Origin of the sequence: Nostoc sp. JL31 (genome assembly GCF_017114965.1) — a bacterium.
Classification (GTDB): domain Bacteria; phylum Cyanobacteriota; class Cyanobacteriia; order Cyanobacteriales; family Nostocaceae; genus Nostoc; species Nostoc punctiforme_A.
This window is the reverse complement of record NZ_JABXKO010000047.1, coordinates 18,619-37,176: the sequence shown is the minus strand read 5'-3', so window position 1 is coordinate 37,176 and position 18,558 is coordinate 18,619. Positions and strand designations below refer to the sequence as shown.

General features: G+C 42.2%; 19 protein-coding genes and 2 pseudogenes. 12 read left to right on the top strand and 9 right to left on the bottom strand.

Translation table 11 applies throughout. The features are described from left to right. Positions 1 to 49 precede the first annotated feature (49 nt). Both HWQ43_RS11375 and HWQ43_RS11370 read left to right on the top strand, forming a co-directional pair. Positions 50 to 355, top strand: coding sequence for a hypothetical protein (locus HWQ43_RS11375; RefSeq protein WP_292733091.1), 306 nt, complete (start codon positions 50 to 52; stop codon positions 353 to 355). A 15-nt stretch (positions 356 to 370) separates the two neighbouring features. Continuing rightward, positions 371 to 997, top strand: a pseudogene (locus HWQ43_RS11370) (protein rep); the annotation flags it as partial. A gap of 170 nt (positions 998 to 1,167) precedes the next feature. Here the strand turns inward: HWQ43_RS11370 and HWQ43_RS11365 are convergent. After that, the gene (locus HWQ43_RS11365; protein WP_292733089.1) at positions 1,168 to 1,539 is read right to left on the bottom strand and encodes a hypothetical protein; all 372 of its coding nucleotides are present in this window, start codon (positions 1,537 to 1,539) and stop codon (positions 1,168 to 1,170) included. Between the two features lie 402 nt (positions 1,540 to 1,941). Continuing rightward, positions 1,942 to 2,541, bottom strand: coding sequence for a macro domain-containing protein (locus HWQ43_RS11360; protein WP_292733087.1), 600 nt, complete (start codon positions 2,539 to 2,541; stop codon positions 1,942 to 1,944). A 165-nt stretch (positions 2,542 to 2,706) separates the two neighbouring features. Here HWQ43_RS11360 and fusA point away from each other — a divergent pair. From fusA to HWQ43_RS11340, 4 genes and pseudogenes are all read left to right on the top strand, one after another. Next, positions 2,707 to 4,712: pseudogene (gene fusA, locus HWQ43_RS11355) on the top strand (elongation factor G). 64 nt (positions 4,713 to 4,776) lie between these two features. Beyond that, entirely contained in the window at positions 4,777 to 5,649 is an 873-nt protein-coding gene (locus HWQ43_RS11350; RefSeq protein ID WP_292733085.1) for a GNAT family N-acetyltransferase, read from the top strand. A gap of 128 nt (positions 5,650 to 5,777) precedes the next feature. Further along, positions 5,778 to 6,653 (top strand): GNAT family N-acetyltransferase, encoded by an 876-nt coding sequence (locus tag HWQ43_RS11345; RefSeq protein WP_292733083.1) that lies wholly within the window; start codon positions 5,778 to 5,780, stop codon positions 6,651 to 6,653. A 62-nt stretch (positions 6,654 to 6,715) separates the two neighbouring features. Next, positions 6,716 to 7,504 carry a Uma2 family endonuclease gene (locus tag HWQ43_RS11340; protein WP_292733624.1) on the top strand — a complete coding sequence of 263 codons (789 nt, stop codon included), beginning with the start codon at positions 6,716 to 6,718 and terminating at the stop codon, positions 7,502 to 7,504. Between the two features lie 13 nt (positions 7,505 to 7,517). On the opposite strand, the gene HWQ43_RS11335 is transcribed toward HWQ43_RS11340, so the two are convergent. The 3 genes from HWQ43_RS11335 to rplU all read right to left on the bottom strand — a co-directional run bounded on the left by HWQ43_RS11335 (position 7,518) and on the right by rplU (position 9,341). Further along, positions 7,518 to 8,237: a molybdopterin-dependent oxidoreductase gene (locus HWQ43_RS11335; RefSeq protein WP_292733081.1), complete on the bottom strand. Its 720-nt coding sequence runs from the start codon at positions 8,235 to 8,237 to the stop codon at positions 7,518 to 7,520. 370 nt (positions 8,238 to 8,607) lie between these two features. Next, positions 8,608 to 8,904: a 50S ribosomal protein L27 gene (rpmA, locus tag HWQ43_RS11330; RefSeq protein WP_292733079.1), complete on the bottom strand. Its 297-nt coding sequence runs from the start codon at positions 8,902 to 8,904 to the stop codon at positions 8,608 to 8,610. A 29-nt stretch (positions 8,905 to 8,933) separates the two neighbouring features. Then, positions 8,934 to 9,341, bottom strand: a complete 408-nt coding sequence (rplU, locus tag HWQ43_RS11325) for a 50S ribosomal protein L21 (protein ID WP_292733077.1) — start codon at positions 9,339 to 9,341, stop codon at positions 8,934 to 8,936. A gap of 556 nt (positions 9,342 to 9,897) precedes the next feature. Here rplU and HWQ43_RS11320 point away from each other — a divergent pair. Both HWQ43_RS11320 and HWQ43_RS11315 read left to right on the top strand, forming a co-directional pair. Next, a complete protein-coding gene (locus HWQ43_RS11320; protein WP_099099327.1) occupies positions 9,898 to 10,131 on the top strand; it encodes a Nif11-like leader peptide family natural product precursor in 234 nt (77 codons plus the stop codon). Positions 10,132 to 10,448: 317 nt separating this feature from the next. Continuing rightward, entirely contained in the window at positions 10,449 to 11,543 is a 1,095-nt protein-coding gene (locus tag HWQ43_RS11315; RefSeq protein ID WP_292733074.1) for a nucleotidyltransferase domain-containing protein, read from the top strand. Positions 11,544 to 11,611: 68 nt separating this feature from the next. On the opposite strand, the gene HWQ43_RS11310 is transcribed toward HWQ43_RS11315, so the two are convergent. Next, on the bottom strand, positions 11,612 to 11,908 hold the full coding sequence (locus tag HWQ43_RS11310; protein WP_292733072.1) for a hypothetical protein: 297 nt from the start codon (positions 11,906 to 11,908) through the stop codon (positions 11,612 to 11,614). Positions 11,909 to 12,084: 176 nt separating this feature from the next. Next, a complete protein-coding gene (gene bchI, locus HWQ43_RS11305) occupies positions 12,085 to 13,209 on the bottom strand; it encodes a magnesium chelatase ATPase subunit I (RefSeq protein WP_292733070.1) in 1,125 nt (374 codons plus the stop codon). A gap of 382 nt (positions 13,210 to 13,591) precedes the next feature. Here bchI and HWQ43_RS11300 point away from each other — a divergent pair, with 382 nt between their 5' ends. Then, positions 13,592 to 14,857, top strand: coding sequence for a glycoside hydrolase family 10 protein (locus HWQ43_RS11300; protein ID WP_292733068.1), 1,266 nt, complete (start codon positions 13,592 to 13,594; stop codon positions 14,855 to 14,857). Between the two features lie 111 nt (positions 14,858 to 14,968). On the opposite strand, the gene HWQ43_RS11295 is transcribed toward HWQ43_RS11300, so the two are convergent. Then, positions 14,969 to 15,652, bottom strand: a complete 684-nt coding sequence (locus HWQ43_RS11295; RefSeq protein ID WP_292733066.1) for an ATP-dependent Zn protease — start codon at positions 15,650 to 15,652, stop codon at positions 14,969 to 14,971. 245 nt (positions 15,653 to 15,897) lie between these two features. On the opposite strand from HWQ43_RS11295, the gene HWQ43_RS11290 reads away from it, so the two are divergent. The 3 genes from HWQ43_RS11290 to HWQ43_RS11280 all read left to right on the top strand — a co-directional run bounded on the left by HWQ43_RS11290 (position 15,898) and on the right by HWQ43_RS11280 (position 17,260). Further along, positions 15,898 to 16,113: a DUF2945 domain-containing protein gene (locus tag HWQ43_RS11290; RefSeq protein ID WP_094348753.1), complete on the top strand. Its 216-nt coding sequence runs from the start codon at positions 15,898 to 15,900 to the stop codon at positions 16,111 to 16,113. A gap of 9 nt (positions 16,114 to 16,122) precedes the next feature. Then, positions 16,123 to 16,449 carry a DUF3140 domain-containing protein gene (locus HWQ43_RS11285; protein ID WP_292733063.1) on the top strand — a complete coding sequence of 109 codons (327 nt, stop codon included), beginning with the start codon at positions 16,123 to 16,125 and terminating at the stop codon, positions 16,447 to 16,449. A gap of 238 nt (positions 16,450 to 16,687) precedes the next feature. After that, positions 16,688 to 17,260 carry a hypothetical protein gene (locus HWQ43_RS11280; RefSeq protein WP_292733061.1) on the top strand — a complete coding sequence of 191 codons (573 nt, stop codon included), beginning with the start codon at positions 16,688 to 16,690 and terminating at the stop codon, positions 17,258 to 17,260. Positions 17,261 to 17,663: 403 nt separating this feature from the next. Here the strand turns inward: HWQ43_RS11280 and purU are convergent, their stop codons facing one another. Beyond that, a complete protein-coding gene (gene purU, locus HWQ43_RS11275) occupies positions 17,664 to 18,518 on the bottom strand; it encodes a formyltetrahydrofolate deformylase (protein WP_292733059.1) in 855 nt (284 codons plus the stop codon). Between the last annotated feature and the right edge of the window lie 40 nt (positions 18,519 to 18,558).

Genomic DNA, 18,558 nt, shown 5'->3' with positions numbered 1-18,558 from the left:
TAAATTACGTTAATTTGGGACGTTGATACCAAACTGACTCAGTGATTCTGTGTTCGCTAAAGCCTTAAAGTCCCAACAAAATCAAAATGTACAAAGCTTATCCGAAGTTTCGCCTATAGGTAAAATCTGGGACAAACATAGAGCTAATACTGATAAAGTTTTCCATTATTACGATAAAGCAGACGAACATTGCTTTCAGCAGTATGCTTGGCGAGTGAGAATGTGTTCCGAGTTGCTGAAGTTTCAATTAGTGCCAGACGACGCGGAAGGTATTCTCAAGTTAAAGCTATTAGATGCCCGATTTTGTAGGGTTCGTCACTGTCCGATTTGTCAGTGGCGGCGATCGCTTATGTGAAAAGCAAGAGCTTATAAAATTCTCCCACAGGTTGTCACTGATTACCCCAAGTACCGTTGGCTATTTGTTACTTTGACTGTAAGGAATTGCCAGATTGAGGAACTCAGGGAAAACTTGGATTCGATGAATAAAGCTTTTAAGCGATTCACTGAATTGAAAGCATGGCCTGCGAAAGGTTGGGTGAAGTCCACAGAAGTAACTAAAGGTAGAGATGGAGTCTCAGCACATCCGCATTTACATATTTTGGCAATGGTGCCACCTTCGTATTTCAGTCATGCCTATCTTTCTCATGCCAAATGGGTAGCGTTCTGGCAGCAGTGCTTACGAATTGATTACCAGCCAATTATTCATACTAGCGCGATCGCTAAACATCATAACCCATCACTACTTATCCCAGAAATTCTCAAGTATCAGGTGAAAGAGTCAGATTTGGTGGGTGATAGAAAATGGTTTTTAGAGTTAACCCGTCAGCTACATAAAAGTAGAGCGATCGCTGTTGGGGGTATACTCAGGCAATATATGCGCGAATTAGAGGAGAAAAACCAAGACCTCATTGATGAAAGTGAAGAGACAGGTGAGGTGAATGGAGAAAGTTTGTATTTCCGATGGGAGCGCAAGTTACAAAGATTTAATATAGAGTGACACCAGCGATATAGGAACAGCCTTATAATCCTTACATGAAAAGGACTACATAAGTTTAGAACCGTAGAGACTGTGACTTAATCCGGCGAAAGGACAAAGACCAGCGATCAGATACAACCGGAATTAGTTCATGGAGAATACTAGAATCAAACTGGATAACCTGACCATCTTCAAGGTGATATTCGTCTTTCCCGATGCGTAAAGTAGCACGTCCAATATTGACTAATCCTACCAGAGTGTTCAAAAACGGGGTGGTCACGGTGTTCTATCATGCCACCACCTGGACGATAATGGCAGAGTAAGGCACAATCCCATCCTGGAAGAATGCGATCGCCAAGTCGATTAACCCTCTCATCCCAATGTCCTTTCTTGATTTTCGCATTAGACTTTAGTAGTATGACCTCGTATCCAAACCATTTATGAGTTCGAGCAAAAGCAACCCGACTAGAAGACATTGACTTCATGCCAAATTGATGATTAGTCCAGTCATGAAGACTTTGAAGATCGGTACGAACGTGTCCAACAGTTTCAACTAAATTCATTATTAACTCCTGAAAATTTTAACTCTGCAAATCAAACTAGTTACACCACCCCTCATACGAAGTGTTAATAAAAAAATATTTAAAGTCTATTCCACTCCACAACTAGTAGAGTAAAACTCTTTATTTATTTTCTTCGTACTTCATATATTTGTAGGCGTTAGCCTATTAACCAATCCTTTCTCTAACTTAAAAATCACAAAAAAATAAATACCAGTCACCTGAAAAGCAGATGGCTGGTATTTATAAATTGCCTTTACTTGAAGCTAGTAAATAACTTCGATAATTAAGTTATTTACTAGCTTTTTACGAATCATTTAAGATTTATCTAGAAGTGTTTAACTGTCATCCAGTTGGAGTAGCGATCGCCCCAGCAATATAATACGCTAGGGCGTTTTTTAAACTTTACCTAAAATCTCCTCCTTCCCATATCTGAAGTTGTCTTTCAGCCGCAACTATGCAATTGAGATGCTTGGGTGGATAGAGAAAATGATTGTAAGCTAATGCCATCTGTCTAGCAGCTTCAGTATATGGCACTCGTCCTATTCCCGTACCCAATCCAGGACAGGCAATGGTGTTAATTTTTTGCCTAGCCTGTTGGTTATGGTGGCGAACTGCCAGCAGCATCGCCCACATCGCAATATAAGGAATATCTGTCCCAGCAATAATCATGGGAACTCGCATCGTAGGTGTATGAGCCAAAAAAGGATGCTTGTGATGATCTGTTTCCACAATCATTGATGTTCCCACAGGCTGTTCACCCAAATAATCCTCAAGAATGCGCTGCTGGACTCTTGCCATTAACGAACGACCGAAAAAACGGATAATTGCCGCATCTATGCCACCATCCATCATTCCGAAAGAGTTAGCAGGGCTGACCATACAATCAAAATCTGGCAACCACTCGAAATAGTTATTCACTATTTCTACATTGGGTAAATAATTAAAATGCTGTTCAAAGGCTGCACACAACAAAGAGTCGGGAGCTACCAATATCAATTTCAAGCTTTCATTTCCTCCGCTTGAATACCTATTTTAAACGTCAGCTAGGGCAAATATCAACGGTTTTTCTTTATTATCAGCCTTGTCTTTTTTTGTAACACATATATAATACAAAATATATCACCACTCAGGTGGTGACTATTTGTCGCTTGAACAAAAGGAAATTTTATGATTCCCCGAACACGCATCCGAAATATTGGTATCTCTGCCCACATCGACTCTGGTAAAACTACGCTGTCAGAGCGAATTCTCTTCTATACGGGCAGAATCCACGCTATTGAGTAAGTGCGGGGAGGCGGTAAGGGTGCAACGATGGATTTTATGCCAGAAGAAAAGCTGCATGGTATAACCATCACTTCCGCTGCTACCACCTGCCAGTGGCACGATACTCAAATTAACCTGATTGATACAGCTGGACACGTAGATTTCACAATTGAAGTGGAACGTGCCCTGTGGGTATTGGATGGGGCAGTGATGGTGCTGTGTGCTGTGGCGGGTGTGCAATCCCAGTCCATTACGGTGGATCGGCAAATGAAGCGCTACCGTGTGCCGCGTTTGGCGTTCATCAACAAAATGGATCGGACGGGGGCAGATCCATTTCGTGTAGTACAGGGAATACGCGATCGCTTGCAACTAAATGCGGTATTGCTCCAGTATCCTATCGGCAGTGAAGACCAATTCCAGGGAGTGATTGACCTGGTAGAAATGACTGCTGACTACTTTGAGGGTGAAAACGGGGAAAACTGGGTGAAAAAGTCAATTCCCGAACCTCTTAGGGATGAGGCGCAACAGGCACGCGACAAACTGCTAGATACTTTGTCGCTGTTCTCAGAACCGATGACCGAGATGCTACTGGCGGGTGAGGAAATTCCTAAAGAGTTAATTTGGGAAACCATCCGACAGGCAACCTTGAGTCTAGAATTCACGCCTGTACTGCTGGGTTCGGCATTAAAAAATAAAGGAGTGCAAAACTTATTGGATGCAGTTGCACTCTATCTACCATCTCCCGTAGATAGAGAAGTGGTCAAAACCGTAGAGTCAGTGAGTGTCTACCCTAACCCCGATGCTTCCTTGGTGGCATTGGCATTTAAGCTCACCGTTGAGTCCTTTGGGCAGTTGACCTATACCCGGATTTACTCTGGGACGATCAAACCCGGCGATACCGTTTACAACTCGCGGACTGAACAGCGAGTGCAAATCGGTCGCTTGGTGAGAATGCACGCCAATAAGCGAGAAGAGGTACAAGTCGCCGTAGCAGGGGATATTGTGGCTCTGTTGGGTGTGGATTGTGCTTCTGGTGATACATTCTGTTCTGGGGAACCACTGGTATCTTTAGAGAAGATGTTTGTGCCGGAACCAGTGATTACGCTGGCAATTACGCCCAAGAAACAGGAAGATAGCGATCGCCTTTCCAAGGCACTCAATCGCTTTCAAAGGGAAGCACCCCACCTTCCGGTTGAGCATCGACCCCGAATCAGGAGCAACTCTGATTTCTGGGATGGGCGAACTCCACTTGGAAATCTACCTCGAACGCATGCAACGGGAATACAATGCCGAGGTCTACGTTGGTACTCCTGCGGTGGCGTACCGGGAAACCATTAGGCAACAAGCTACCTTTGACTACCGATTCAAGAAACAGTCAGGCGGCCCTGGTCAGTAGGCCCATATTACTGGGTGGATTGAACCTACAGATGAGTCGTTTGTCTTTGAGAATCGGGTGGTTGGAGGTGCGATTCCCAAAGAATTATATCCCGGCGTGCGAGAAGGGTTGCCGTGAGGCGATGCAATCAGGACAGCTGAAAGGCTATCCGGTAACTGGGGTGAAAGTCGTTTTGGATGGCGGTTCTTATCATCCAATTGACTCTTCAGAATTGGCTTTCCGGTCAGCTTCCCATCAAGCAATTGAGGGTGCGATCGCCAAAGCAAAACCCTACATCCTCGAACCCATCATGCTTGTAGAGGTGGAAACACCCCACGAGTTTATGGGAAGGATTCAGGGTGACTTATCCTCTCGTCGGGCTTTGTTGTTGGGTTCTGAGACAATGCAGGGATACACGGTGATTCGAGCAGAAGTACCGCTGGCGCGAATGTTTGGGTATTCTACAGAATTGCGATCGCTTACTTCTGGTATGGCTACTTTTTCAATGGAGTTTGCCTGCTATCGCCAGTCCTAGCATCTTGAAGTAGCTTTTAGGGACACAGTTAGGCTGTGTCCCTTTCAATTATTAGGAGGTTTTTGTGCCTATTTTGAGAACTCTCCAACCTGGAGACGAAGTATCGCTGGAAACATTTCTCTTGCAGCACACTGATACTTCTATGTTTTTGCACTCTAATTGGCGAGCTGCGGGACTGCTTGACCAAGGTGCCAGATTTCAAGGAACTTACATAGCAGCCTACATAGATGAAACTATAGTGGCAGTTGCAGCCCATTTTTGGAATGGGATGATCGTAGTCCAAGCCCCTGTACATCTGCCAGAAGTGGTACAAGCAGTTGTGGCACAATCTGGACGTGCCATCTCTGGAATTAGTGGCCCAGCAGCACAAGTCGAAGCGACAAAAAGCATTTTGGGACTTAGCAAGCGACCAACTCAGCTTGATGAGGCTGAGATATTGTTTTCTCTAGCACTGCGAGATTTGCAAATACCTGAAGCCTTAGTATCGGCAAAGGTGCAGTGTCGTTTGCCGCATCCAGATGAGTTGGAGTTACTTAGCGAATGGTGCATTGCTTATAACGTGGAAGCTTTAGGAAAAACCGATACTCCCAGTTTAAGAACTGATTGCGATCGCATAATTGAGGCACGTCAAGCTACAGCTATACATTGGATTTTGGTAGCAGGAGATACCCCAGTTTCTTACTCTACTTTCAATGCCAGCTTACCTGACATTGTGCAAATTGGTGGAGTCTGGACACCGCCAGGGGTGCGGGGTAAAGGCTACGCCAAAAGTGTGGTAGCAGGTTCATTGTTAGATGCGCGATCGCTCTTAGTAAAACGTGCCATCCTGTTTACAGGTAATAATAACCAGGCAGCCCAAGCAGTTTATCGAGGAATTGGCTTTTTGCCTACTAGCGAGAAGTATGGCTTAGTCTTATTTGAAGAGACTCAGGCTTGAGAAATATTCGGTTAAACGTTGGAGACGCAACACGTTACGCCCTTGCTATCCATTTATATTTCACCTGTTTCTGGATTTGCTGGAATTGATTTTGTAGTCTCTACTGAATTGATTGTAATACTTGAACTATGAGCCAGTATCGTTTCAAACAGTCATTCTCTGATGATCCCAGCTTAAGCGATAAGCTTTTTGACTTGATGGAAGTCACATTTCCCGGAATCAGCAGTTTAGCAGAATGTGCAAGAAAACTAGGTGCATCCTGGGAAACAGCTTCAACTCCGTTTATTCGCTTTCATGATCATATAGCTATTACCCATGTGGGAGTGTTAAAAATTCCCATGCAAATTATGGGACAGAGGCTCACTGTCGGAGGAGTTCATGGAGTAGCTACCCGTGCAGAGTATCGCCGGAGAGGGTATTATCGTGAAGTGATGGAGGAAGTGCTAGGATATTGCGATCGCCTTTATGAAACACTAGTACTAACAACACCACAACCAGAGTTTTACTTACCTTTTGGCTTTCGTGTTGTCGAAGAACACATCTTTAAAGTTAAGTGTTACCCCACAAGTAGTACTTATAGCTTCAGAATACTGGATTTTGCAAATATTAAAGATTACACATTGCTACACAGACTTTTAGAAACACGCATTCCTGTCTCTAATATAGTTGGCGTAGTCAACGAAAAACCTGTATTCTGTGTCAATGAAGGAAGTCGTCCTTTATACTATGCAGAAGATTTAGATTTAATCGCCTGTATGGAGATAGAAGATAACCGACTTCATCTTTTCGATTTAGTTACAACGCAGATATGCCCTTTGAAGAATATTCTTAGTAAGATACCTCAATCCATTGAAGAAGTGGTGATTTACTTTAGCCCAGAACTTCTTGATGTCAAAGATGTGCAAGCATTCACCCATACTTTTGATGAAACTGTGCTGATGGTTCGCGGCAAATTTGCGGCAGAGGGCGAGAAATTTATGCTACCCCGTTCTGCAAGGTGTTGAGTCACTCAAAAACAATTGAATCATAATAGAACTGAGAGTTTCATCATTAGGACTGCTTTATGATGTATCAAACTGACCCGCCGCGATCGCCAAAAGATGTATTGCCGACCATGTATGATCTTCCCAGTGAAGATTCTGAGGAGCCTGGTTTGCCCGATCAGTTTCATTTATTGCAACCTCGTCTTTTAGACGAAACCTTTCGTCCCCCGAATTATCCAAGCGACGAGATATTTGTTGCTAGCGATCTGAATCTTTATTATGACCCACGCCATCCACTGTGGCATAAGCGACCAGATTGGTTTGCCGTTTTAGGTGTTTCTCGTCTCTACGAACAACGAGATTTACGCTTAAGTTATGTCCTTTGGCAAGAGGGAGTTCAGCCTTTTATTGTAGTTGAATTGCTGTCTCCAGGTACTGAAAAGGAAGACTTAGGGCAGACATTGCGGGATATAAAACAACCACCAGGAAAATGGGAAGTATATGAGCAGATTCTGCGCGTTCCTTATTATGTAGTATTTGATCGATACAAATATGAGTTCAGGGTATTTAAGTTAGACGGTGGTCGTTATGCTGAGATAGTATTGTCAGAGTCACGTTTCTGGATACCAGAACTAGAATTAGGCTTGGGTGTCTGGCAGGGACGCTATCAAGATGTAGAACAGCCCTGGTTACGCTGGTATGATTGGACAGGCTGCTGGGTATTGACTTCTACAGAACAAGAAAGCCAACGAGCTGAACAAGAAAGCCAACGAGCTGAACAAGAAAGTCAACGGGCTGAACAAGAAAGACAACGGGCTGAAAGGTTGATTGCACAATTGCGATCGCTAGGCGTTGAACCTGATATAGATTAGCTTTTTGCCTGCCTTATAGTCCTGCAAACCACTCATAGCCCTGATCTTCCCAATAGCCTTTTTTAGTAGGTAATAAATTACTGACGAATGTGATTTGAGTTACCCACTTGCTTTGTTTGTAGCCTAGTTTAATTGGAGATGCTAGGCGCATGGGCGCACCATTATCAACTGATAAGGGTTGTCCATTCTTTTGATAAGCCATGAGAGTTTGGGGATGTATGGCAGAAGCAAGATCCCAGCTTTCATAGTAGCCATCAGCAGATTTGAAGTAGACATAGCGGACGCTTGATTTAGGCTGTACCAGTGCTACTAAGTCTCGCAATCGCACACCTCCCCATTGAACAATCGCAGCCCAGCCTTCAACACAGACATGGCGAATTACCATTGAAGTGAAGGGCAGTTTTTGAATATCTGCCATACTCAATTGCATTGCATTATTGACCTCACCATCAATTATTAAGCGAAACTGTGCCGGATCAATTTGTGGGGTGAAGTCAAAAGTATTAACCAGCAATTTATCTGCTTCTATGGCACTGACAGGAAATTCAGGTATAGGTTTTTGAGTTAGCAGAAGTGCTTCAAGACTTTGGTTTAGTGGCTCAGATATTTGCCGCAGATTATCTGAGAACAAATTTGTTCCACAGCCACCAAGAAGAAAGCCTACCCCTGAAAGTCCAGATACTTGCAATAACCGACGACGGGATAGGGTACGTTTGGGAAGAATCAGACTCATAAAACCTCTACAGAAACACAGATTTCATTAAAAATTTATCCCTTGAGAAAATTTAGTTAATTCTTAGCATTTTCTCAGGTATCTATGGTACGTCAAAGCCACAGCCTGATTTAAGTATTCTTTCAGCTAAACCTTATTCTGAAGTGAACGAACGCAACTTAGCATAAACAAATTGATGCCTACGACGGCAAGCTACGCCATCCAATTTCTTTGTGTAATATTTCTATTAATAAATAACCTTTGCGCTTTAATACTTCTGGAACAAAGCGACTTTTGAGCAACTGCTGGGAATATTTGTGCAAATCTGATTATCACATCAGCGCTAACTAGCAATTAGGGTGGGCACTGTTCTGTTACCCACCCTCACACTCTAACTTGCTACTGCCTCAGCAGGAACTGCCTCAGCAGCAGTTATAGGTAAATAAACACTAACTTTTTTACGGGTTTTGCCCTTTCTCTCAAACATTACAACACCATCGATTAAGGCAAACAAAGTGTCATCGCTGCCAATACCAACGTTGTTACCAGGGTGGAATTTAGTACCACGCTGACGCACGAGAATGTTTCCTGCACGCACAACTTGACCGCCATAACGCTTGACACCCAGACGTTGAGCATTAGAATCACGACCGTTACGCGTACTACCTGTTCCTTTCTTATGAGCCATGATTTCCTCTTGTGTATCTACTTCTTTTATTATTCAGCAGCTGTTTCAACTTCTTCAGCAGGAGTTTCATCGACAACGGGGGTTTCCTTCTCCGGTTCTCCTTGGGCAGCAAACACTGCACCGTTAAGGGTGATGGAGTCAATCATAAGTCTGGTAATTTCCTGACGATGCCCCCGTTTTTTGCGGGTTTTCTTTTTCGGCTTCATTTTGTATACCAGGACTTTACGACCTCTGTAATGTCGCATTACAGTCCCTTCTACAGTTGCACCTGTTACTAATGGCTGTCCAATGGTGACTTCGCCATCGTGCTGCACGAGTAATACGGAATCTATTGTAACTTTTTCATCTGGTTCGATCGCAAGCAGTTCAACGTCGTAAAACCGCCCTGGCTCTACTCGTATTTGTTTGCCGCCAGTTTCAATAATCGCGTAGGTCATGGAATTGTCCTTGAGGTTGCCGTACAGGTAGCTGGTTTTTATCTCCTGTAGAGATGCTTTTGCCAGCCTTTGTAATATGTCTACCTGATCCGAGCAGGAATTAGACAGACAATCTAACATACTATTTTATTAACATACGTCAAGTCAAGCTCTAATAGGATTTTTTGCATTTGGCATTGCTGTCTGGTCAGCCTTAAGACGAAAAATCAGCTAATTACTCTGTGCGATCGCTCATTTTCCAAAAGTGGGGAGGAATTAGTTAATAATCGTCATGAGCATCGCCCACCTGCACGAAGGTAAATTATATTTACAAAAAGTCAGAATTAATTCTTTTTAGATAAAAATTGCTAGTATCTGAGGGCTGATTTTGCAAAAAATTAACATTAATATTAGTTTGAAAGTTATATTTTCTTATCAAAACCAACACATTTTTCTTCTTTGTTTTAGGATGAAATATACGGTGTCTCATCTAGAAATCCTTTACAAAAGTTAGTGAATCCTCAAGAGTTAAACTATCACATTCAAACCTGATATTTCAAACAGGAGATTGATTGTCATGACACAACAAAATGCTGCCCGACTTTTTCAAGCTGTCAAAGAAGATCAAGCATTACAGCAAAGACTCAAAGCAACAGCCGATCCAGAAGCCTTCATCAAGATTGCTCAAGAGCGTGGCTATGATTTCACCGCCAAAGAACTGGATAGTGAGATCAGCAAATTATCTGAAGAAGATTTAGCCGCCATTGTTAATCCAGGATGGGGGACTAGACGCCACCTTAATCCTAGATAATTTCTGTTCTAGGAAACCGAAAGTATAGAAACAATTGAATTGACAAGTTTTGCTCCTCAAGGGGATACCGTTGCATCATCTCCTCTAGGGGTATTCCTGTTAAACACAAGGCTCAAATCCCTGATTTCTTAGAGAAGTCGGGGATTTTATTGTTCGCAAATGATTAAGTATATCTGTTATGTATTAATTGTCAGCTTTATTTATGCTGTGACAGTATCTATGTAATATCTGAAGAGAGTTAAAAACCCTTTCTCTACTCTCCATCTCGCCACCTGCTTAACTCATGAGTTAGGATGACTATATTTTAATCAGGTGATATGAAAAGAATAGAAGTTGAGCAAAGAACTATTTTAATTGGTTTGGCTGGTAGCCACGGCTATGGTTTAAATCGTCCTGATTCGGACTTTGATTATCGGGGAGTATTTATCGCACCCAAAAGGTACTATTTGGGATTTGATCGGATAGAACAAAAAGATACTGGTTGGGATGAACCAGGAATATTTCCATTCGTTGATGGTAACAAAGACACAGTTATATATGAATTAAGAAAAATTCTCCAGTTATTAGCGGGCGCAAATCCCAATGTTTTAGAATTGCTCTGGTTAAATAACTATCCTTTTTTAAGTTCAGTCGGACAGCATTTAATTGATCGTAAACAGCTATTTTTGAGTAAGAAGGTAAAACATACTTACACTGGTTATGCTTTTGCCCAAATTAAAAAGATGGAAACTCATCGTAGGTGGTTGTTAAAGCCACCGCAAAAAAAACCAATACCATCTGACTTCGCTATAGAAGACGAAGCACCTCTAAGCAAAGATGAGCTAAATGCTTTTCTGGAGTATCTTTATAACTTAATCAGAGGACGGATTGAGTTTTTGGAAGAAGCGGAACAATTATATCAATTGCTGACAGCAGATATTGATTTTAAAGGAGTTTTAAAACAATATACTTTACCCAATGAAACTTTGGAATATACCCAAAAGTTAACCAATAGCCGTAAAGATTTTATCCGTCTGCTTCAGAAAAGCCAAAGCTATCAAATAGCTTTAAGAGAATGGAAAGCTTACTTATCTTGGCAGGAAAATAGAAATCCGGCTAGGGCAGAAATGGAAAGAAAGTCGGATTTTGATCTTAAACATGGAATGCACTGCATTAGATTATTACGCAGTGGAGTAGAAATATTGCGGCGAGGTGAAGTGATTGTAGATAGAAGAATAGCTGGTGATGTTGAGGATTTAAAAGCTATTTTAAAAGGTGAGTATTCTTATGAACAGGTGATGAAAATGGCAGAAGATTTAGTTGCCGAAATGGAAATTGTTTACGAACAATCTGTCCTACCTCATAAACCTGATTTGGAGCAAATTAATGAGTTGTGTATGGAATTAGTGGAAATGGAAAAATGGAGTCATTAGTCATTGGTCATTAGTCATTAGTCATTGGTGCTTACAACTAACAAAAAACAAATGACTAATGACAAATTTTAAAGAGTGTACATTAAATCAGCAAAGCCATAGAGGCTGATGATGAGTAATAGTGATGCTGTTAGTTGGGTAATTCGTCTCTGGGGTGAGGGGGCGATCGCTTCCCGCACTAAGATGGAAATAGATGCCCCAACTACTAAGCTCAAGCCTAAGATTAAATAGGGCATGTCGGGTAAAATACTGGCTATTGCCAACATTGCGATCGCTAATAAGAGCATCAATAATTCTACAAACCTGGGCGGGTTGTATTGGCTAGATAAAACAAAGCTGTTGAACCAAAAAGACCAAAATCTCATATTTTAGTACTGAGTTAGGAGTTAGGAGTTAGGAGTTAGGAGTTAGGAGTTATATATAGTCAGTGCTGAGTGAGGAATTAAATAAAATTGTGAGATATGAAGCAGCTTTCCATTCAAAACTCTTAACTATTAATTCTTCACCGGAGGCGGAGCGTTTCCGGCTCCGCTCCTAACTTTTAACCCCTAGCCCCTAATTTTTGACCTGTGCCGTTTTTTTGTGCCGTATCACTTTCTGGTAGTTCAACGCCAAAGACGCGGCTAAAAACTTTGGCAACTTTGTAGCCAGAATCAATCGATTCTAAAGGGTCTTTCCGCAGTCTGTGACGCAAACATAGCGTAATTACGCGATGGATATCATCAACTGTAACTTCAGTACGTCCTTCATAAGCTGTTAAGGCTTTGGCGGCGCGGTTACTAACAATGTCACCCCGCAAACCATCTACATCCAGTTCTGAGCAGACTTCAGAAATTTTCACCCGCAGATCGTAGTCAATTTTTACTTCTGGCAAAAGCTCTTGAGCATTGACAATTTGCTGTTGTAATGCTTCTTGCTGGGGTTTGTAGTTTTCGAGAAATACTGGAGGATTTTGATCAAAATCCGCCCGTTGTTCCACGATTTGCACCCGCAAAGCTGGTTCTTTGACTGTGTGAATTTCTGCGTGCATCCCAAAGCGATCAAGTAATTGGGGGCGTAGTTCGCCTTCTTCTGGGTTTCCAGAACCCACAAGCACGAAACGCGCTGGGTGACGAATAGAAATACCTTCTCGTTCTACAGTGTTCCATCCGCTGGCAGCGGAGTCGAGTAATACGTCTACAAGGTGGTCATCTAGTAAGTTGACTTCATCCACATAGAGAATGCCCCGATTAGCCTTTGCCAGCAGTCCCGGTTCAAAAGCTTTGACACCTTCAGATAAAGCTTTCTCGATGTCGATTGTGCCACAAACTCGGTCTTCTGTAGCTCCTAGCGGCAGGTCTACCATTTGGACTTTTTTGTGAGCTACAGGAATTTCCGCTCCTTGTTCTAACAGTTGGCGGACTTCATCGCTCATCAAGTCGGGGTCGCTAGGATCGCTACTGAATGGGTCATTAGCAACCACAGAAATTTCTGGTAGCAGATCCGCCAGCGCCCGGATAGTTGTGGATTTCCCGGTGCCGCGATCGCCCATAATCATTACACCCCCAATTTTGGGGTCAATCACGTTCAATAGCAGCGCCAGTTTCATTTCTTCCTGGCCCACAATTGCCGTAAAAGGAAATACTACGCGACGCGCACTTGCCGTCGATTGAGCAGTTGGACTCACTAAATTACCTTAACAATATTTTTCTTATTACAGTTCTTTATTGTGACACAGGTGGGGCATGGGGGAATGTGAAGATCGGGAGCAAGGGGGCAGGGGAGCAGGGGAGACAAGGAAGACAAGGAAGACAAGGGGGAATTATTGAACAAGTCTCTCCCTTGTCTCCCCCTCTTTTTCGTCTATCTTGTCTCTTCTCCATGCCCCATGCTCAATGCCCAATGCCCCATTCCCTATACCAATATCTATTGGGCACAAATGCTTATTAGCTGCGTCAACTATTTTAATTTGTCTGCTTTAGTTTTTCTGGTGCAAAAGTTCCATAAGCAGGGAACGAACAACTACCAACTAATCAATCCTGTAGTAAGCATAAATACTTGTAAACTAGATGGTTAGTAGATTCAATTATAAAAACAAGCAATGGCGTGTGTGGGTAGCTAATGCATCATTCAAATCTATGAAATCATCTTTTATTATCCAAAGTTGGCGGCGACTACTCAAGTCTCTTTTTCCCATTGTCATTTTAATATCCTTTGTTACGGTATTGCTGGTGGACAGTTTTACCCCTGCGATCGCACAGATACCCCGTCAGGAAATTCGCGGGGTTTGGATGACCACTAATGATTTTGACACCCTCAAAAATCGAGACAAAGTGCAGGATGCAGTGAGTCAACTGCGGCGGATGAACTTCAACACAATCTATCCTGTGGTGTGGAATTCTGGCTATGTGATGTATCCTAGTGCCCTAGCACAACGTGCAGGTATTCAACCTTTTGTCTACAAAGGTTCAGATGGACATGATATTCTGGCAGACCTCATTACTCAAGCCCATCGCCAAGGATTGCTAGTGATTCCCTGGTTTGAATTTGGTTTCATGGCTCCCCCAACCTCAGAACTAGCAATTAATTACCCGGATTGGTTCACACAAAAGCGAGATGGTAGCCAAACTTCAAACAGTGCTGCTGGTGAGGTGATGTGGCTAAATCCGTTCCTTCCACAAGTGCAACAGTTTATCACCAATCTTGTGCTAGAAACTGTTACCCAATATGATGCTGATGGGATTCAGTTTGACGATCACATGAGTTTGCCCCATGAGTTTGGTTACGACCAATATACAGTTGCTTTGTACACCAAAGAAACCAAAAATGCTCCTCCAAAGAATCCTCAAGATGCAGCATGGGTAAAGTGGCGGGCAGATAAAATTACAGCGTTCATGGTAAAACTTAATCAAGCTGTGAAGCAGAGAAGACCCCAGGCGATTTTCTCTGTTTCTCCTAATTACTATGATTTTGCTTACAAGTTTCACCTGCAAGATTGGCTAGGTTGGATGCGACAGAATATTGTGGACGAGTTAATTGTGCAAATTTATCGTCCGGATCTGAAAAGTTTTGTGGACAATATTTCTCGCGCAGAAATTCAAGAAGCGCAACAAATAATTCCAACTGGAGTTGGCATTATGACAGGGTTACGAAATAACCCAGTTCCCATGCAGCAAATTAAGTCTCAGGTGCGGGCTGCCCAAGAACGCGGTCTAGGCGTAACCTTCTTTTATTATGAAAGTCTTTGGAACGATGCTCTAGAATCTTTAACTGAGCGACAAGCTGGATTTGAAAATCTTTTTCCATCTCCTGCACTCCGCGCCAGAGTTGAATAAATTTTCTGTTTAAGATGATGTTAATGAGTTCGTAGTAAGGACTTTAGTCCTTCTTTTTTAAGCACTTTAGTGCTTACTACCAACTCTTCATTACTAACTTGATATAACTTCCTACTTCCCACTCCCTACTCCTAACTCAGCATGACAATCTTCTACCGAAGTACGTTGTCGCATGGCACTAACTAAAGTCTCGTAGCTAGACCAATTTTCTTGCAGTAGAGTTTTTGCCTGGAGAGCATGAAACCGCAGTTTCTGCTGATAAACTGATTCAGAAAAGCCTAACATTGTCAAGACTCCTATCAGCTTACTTTTATCATCAGTTCCACCCTCAGCATTATCAAAAACCAGGGTTTCAGCAGCAATACCCGCCATCCAAACAGTGCAGTAGCGGTCTAGCATTTGGGCGCTGATTTTACCCACTTCTAATTGAGATGCTAATTCGCCATCATCAAAGCTAACGCCACCTTGCCCAGGTTGCCCCTGTTTCCAGGCTTCCCAAGCGCTGAGTGTGTAGCCAGTAACGGGAATACCCAATAGGTAAGCAACCAAGAAATGTCCTGCTTCGTGATGGACGATGCGATCGCGGTGTTCTTTTGAAAAACCAGCAATCCAATCTACAAAGATAGTACCACCCTTGCCTTGTAAGCTGAAGCTATCTAACGTAGCTATGCCTAAGATGGTGAAGGTAGCAAGTGCTGGGACTGCCGGTGATAAGTTGAAGAATGGCCCCACCAGTACCGATAGGGTCATGAGAAAGATAGATATTGCAACTAAATTTAGGCTAGTTTGGCTCATTGAGAGTTTTCTGAGTATCTGCTTAATCTTTCTTTATTATGAGGCAATGTCTACGACGGGCGTAGATGCAGCACAGCTTATGTATCAAACTAGTTATAGCGATCGCCTAATTTTTTCATCTCACACCTAATTAAATTACTGACTTAATAACGGATGTTTTCTCTATCACTAGAATGATGGCTGCTTTTCCAGTCGCAGACATAATGTGACTTTAGTAGGTATAAAACATCAAATAGGGGATGAATGTGGCTGAACAATTCAAAAAAGGCGATCGGGTTGAATGGAACACTTCACAAGGTAAGACAACTGGCAAAGTAGTAAAGAAGCTCACTTCACCTACAGATATTAAAGAACACCATATTGCTGCAAGTGAAGATAACCCCGAATATTTAGTTGAAAGTGATAAGACAGGAAAACAAGCTGCTCACAAGCCTGATGCTCTGAAGAAAGTAGAGGAGTAATGCTTAGTCATGAGTAAAGATGTTAAAGCGGTGATTGACGAGTTTCATCAAGTTGTCAATATGACACCTAAAGAACTAGAGTCTTGGCTAGATACGGATGAGTCACAAACTGTTGGGCAAAAGGATGGCGACGATGAGTCAATCGGTCATAAATCTGGACGGCGTATCATCCAGCTATTGCAGAGAAAGGATGATTATACCAACGACGATCTTTCGCACATGAAGAAAGTTATTAGTTACGTCCATCGTCACATGGCACAGAAGCCATCGGGTGATTTGAAACACACGCGCTGGTGCTATTCTTTGAAGAATTGGGGACACGATCCAATCAAGTAAAGTACTTTGTAGCCCGCCATTTAGGTGGGCAAATTTCCGCGATCGCAGCCCTTATTAAGAACTGAAGCCTGTAAGGAAGGCGATTAAACAATAGTGCATTTACTGAGAATGATTTCTAGCCCATTCTGTACCTGCTCAAGTTCTTCGCGCTTTTGGTAAATCCACATTTTTTCAGCCTCGCGTTGTTCCAGAGTTTCGTTGTGAGCTTTTTCCTGCTGTTCTAGGAGGTTTTCGTAAAGTGCGATCGCTTCTGCAATTACAGCAAGACAATAACTCTACTACGAAACGCCCTACTTCTTCATGCTCTTATTTTGACAACGGTATTGATGTGATAACAGAAATAAGACGAAAGCTGCAATTTTTGCTCAGAGTATGGAGAAGTGCATATAAGCTAAAAGCACTCTCGTCTCTTCCGACAGAATTGAAAGCAACTCATACACCGAATCCTGTACAAGCACACACAGGCGAATTAAGTGGTTATCAATACACTTGGGTATATGCCACTACAATTGAGTCATTAGTTGGAGCAGTTGTTATTGAAGAATTTGGTGCTTTTAGTTGGGTTGGAGGGCAATGGTACTTCACAAACTTCACAGCTAAACCCTTTACTCGTAATGATTTTATTGAATGGTATTCCTGCCCTAGAGGAATGATATTACCTAATTGTCAGTACACTGATTTTCAAAATTGGAGTGGTAGTGCCAAATTAATTAACACAAAAACCAAGTGGTATTTTATTGGACGAAATGAAAGTGGTAGACGTATTAAGGGTGAAGCTGAGATTGAAGAACTTGGTGAGCTTATTGAGTAAATTCCACGATGCGTTTACTCTCCTTGTAACCGTTCATGGGGGTAATGAGTTGCTGAAATCGGGCAAATGCTAAAAGATAAGTAACCTGAGTTCGGGATAAGAAATCCTCAAAAGCCTTGAATTATCGTTGTTCGGTCTAAAGCTCTGTTTTCATCTATTGTCAATAAGACATATTGCTGAGATTAGTTTCATTTGTGAACCTTATTGACAAAATGATTCCACTTTTATCCCTGCTTTGATCAATTCCAGTTTTATTCAATCCTGACAGAATAAGCTTTTTAGCTTCTGGCTTAACCCGAACTCAGGTTAAGTAATAATTGCAACTAATGTGTCTTGTTGTTGAACAGCTTTTATGGCTAAAATGACTCGCTGTTCTCTTGTATTCCTTTGGGTATAAGAGCAATCACTCGAATACTACTGTTCTATTTCCATAGACTAATACACGATTTTGTAAGTGCGATCGCACCGCTCTTGCTAATACAACTCTCTCCAAATCTTTGCCTTTTCTCACCAAATCATCAACCTCATCACGGTGACTCACTCGCACCACATCTTGTTCAATAATTGGGCCTGCATCTAAATCAGCAGTGGCATAATGCGCCGTTGCACCAATAATTTTCACACCACGTTCAAAAGCTCGGTGATAAGGATTTGCTCCGATAAATGCTGGTAAAAATGAGTGGTGTATATTAATAATTTGTGGAAATTGATTAATAAAATCTGCACTAACAATCTGCATATATTTTGCCAATACAACTAAATCAATCTTGTACTGACGGAGTAATTCTAGTTGTTGGGCTTCTCGTTCTGATTTATTATCTTTATTGATGGGAATGTGGTGAAAGTCAATATTAAATTGTTCTGCTACTACCTTTAAATTAGAATGATTACTAATAATTAAAGGAATTTCAGCAACAAATTCTTTAGCGTGTTGTCGCCAAATTAAATCAAATAGACAATGGTCTTGCCGACTTACCCAAATAGCAATGCGTGGTACTGTATCAGAAAAACGTAATTCCCACTTAGCGCCTAAAGGTTGTGCGATCGCATTAAATGCAGGGGCAATAAATTCTCGCGGTAAATTGAACCCATCTAACTGCCATTCAATGCGCGTGAGGAATAACTCAGCAGCAAAATCTGTGTGCTGATCTGCATGGATAATATTACCACCATTAGAATAGATGAAATTGGCAAACTTAGCCACCAGTCCCCTTCGATCGGGGCAGGAAATCAGCAATGTTGCTGTCGGATTTGTCATAGTAACTTAGAAAAACTAGTGAGATTTGAAGTAGAGTAGC

Coding starts and splice junctions, on each gene's coding strand:
- HWQ43_RS11295 (WP_292733066.1), bottom strand. CDS start 15,652: ATGAGCCAAACTAGCCTAAATTTAGTTGCAATATCTATCTTTCTCATG.
- rpmA (WP_292733079.1), bottom strand. CDS start 8,904: ATGGCTCATAAGAAAGGAACAGGTAGTACGCGTAACGGTCGTGATTCT.
- rplU (WP_292733077.1), bottom strand. CDS start 9,341: ATGACCTACGCGATTATTGAAACTGGCGGCAAACAAATACGAGTAGAG.
- purU (WP_292733059.1), bottom strand. CDS start 18,518: ATGACAAATCCGACAGCAACATTGCTGATTTCCTGCCCCGATCGAAGG.
- HWQ43_RS11345 (WP_292733083.1), top strand. CDS start 5,778: ATGAGCCAGTATCGTTTCAAACAGTCATTCTCTGATGATCCCAGCTTA.
- HWQ43_RS11300 (WP_292733068.1), top strand. CDS start 13,592: ATGGTTAGTAGATTCAATTATAAAAACAAGCAATGGCGTGTGTGGGTA.
- HWQ43_RS11340 (WP_292733624.1), top strand. CDS start 6,716: ATGTATCAAACTGACCCGCCGCGATCGCCAAAAGATGTATTGCCGACC.
- HWQ43_RS11285 (WP_292733063.1), top strand. CDS start 16,123: ATGAGTAAAGATGTTAAAGCGGTGATTGACGAGTTTCATCAAGTTGTC.
- HWQ43_RS11320 (WP_099099327.1), top strand. CDS start 9,898: ATGACACAACAAAATGCTGCCCGACTTTTTCAAGCTGTCAAAGAAGAT.
- HWQ43_RS11365 (WP_292733089.1), bottom strand. CDS start 1,539: ATGAATTTAGTTGAAACTGTTGGACACGTTCGTACCGATCTTCAAAGT.
- HWQ43_RS11310 (WP_292733072.1), bottom strand. CDS start 11,908: ATGAGATTTTGGTCTTTTTGGTTCAACAGCTTTGTTTTATCTAGCCAA.
- HWQ43_RS11315 (WP_292733074.1), top strand. CDS start 10,449: ATGAAAAGAATAGAAGTTGAGCAAAGAACTATTTTAATTGGTTTGGCT.
- HWQ43_RS11335 (WP_292733081.1), bottom strand. CDS start 8,237: ATGAGTCTGATTCTTCCCAAACGTACCCTATCCCGTCGTCGGTTATTG.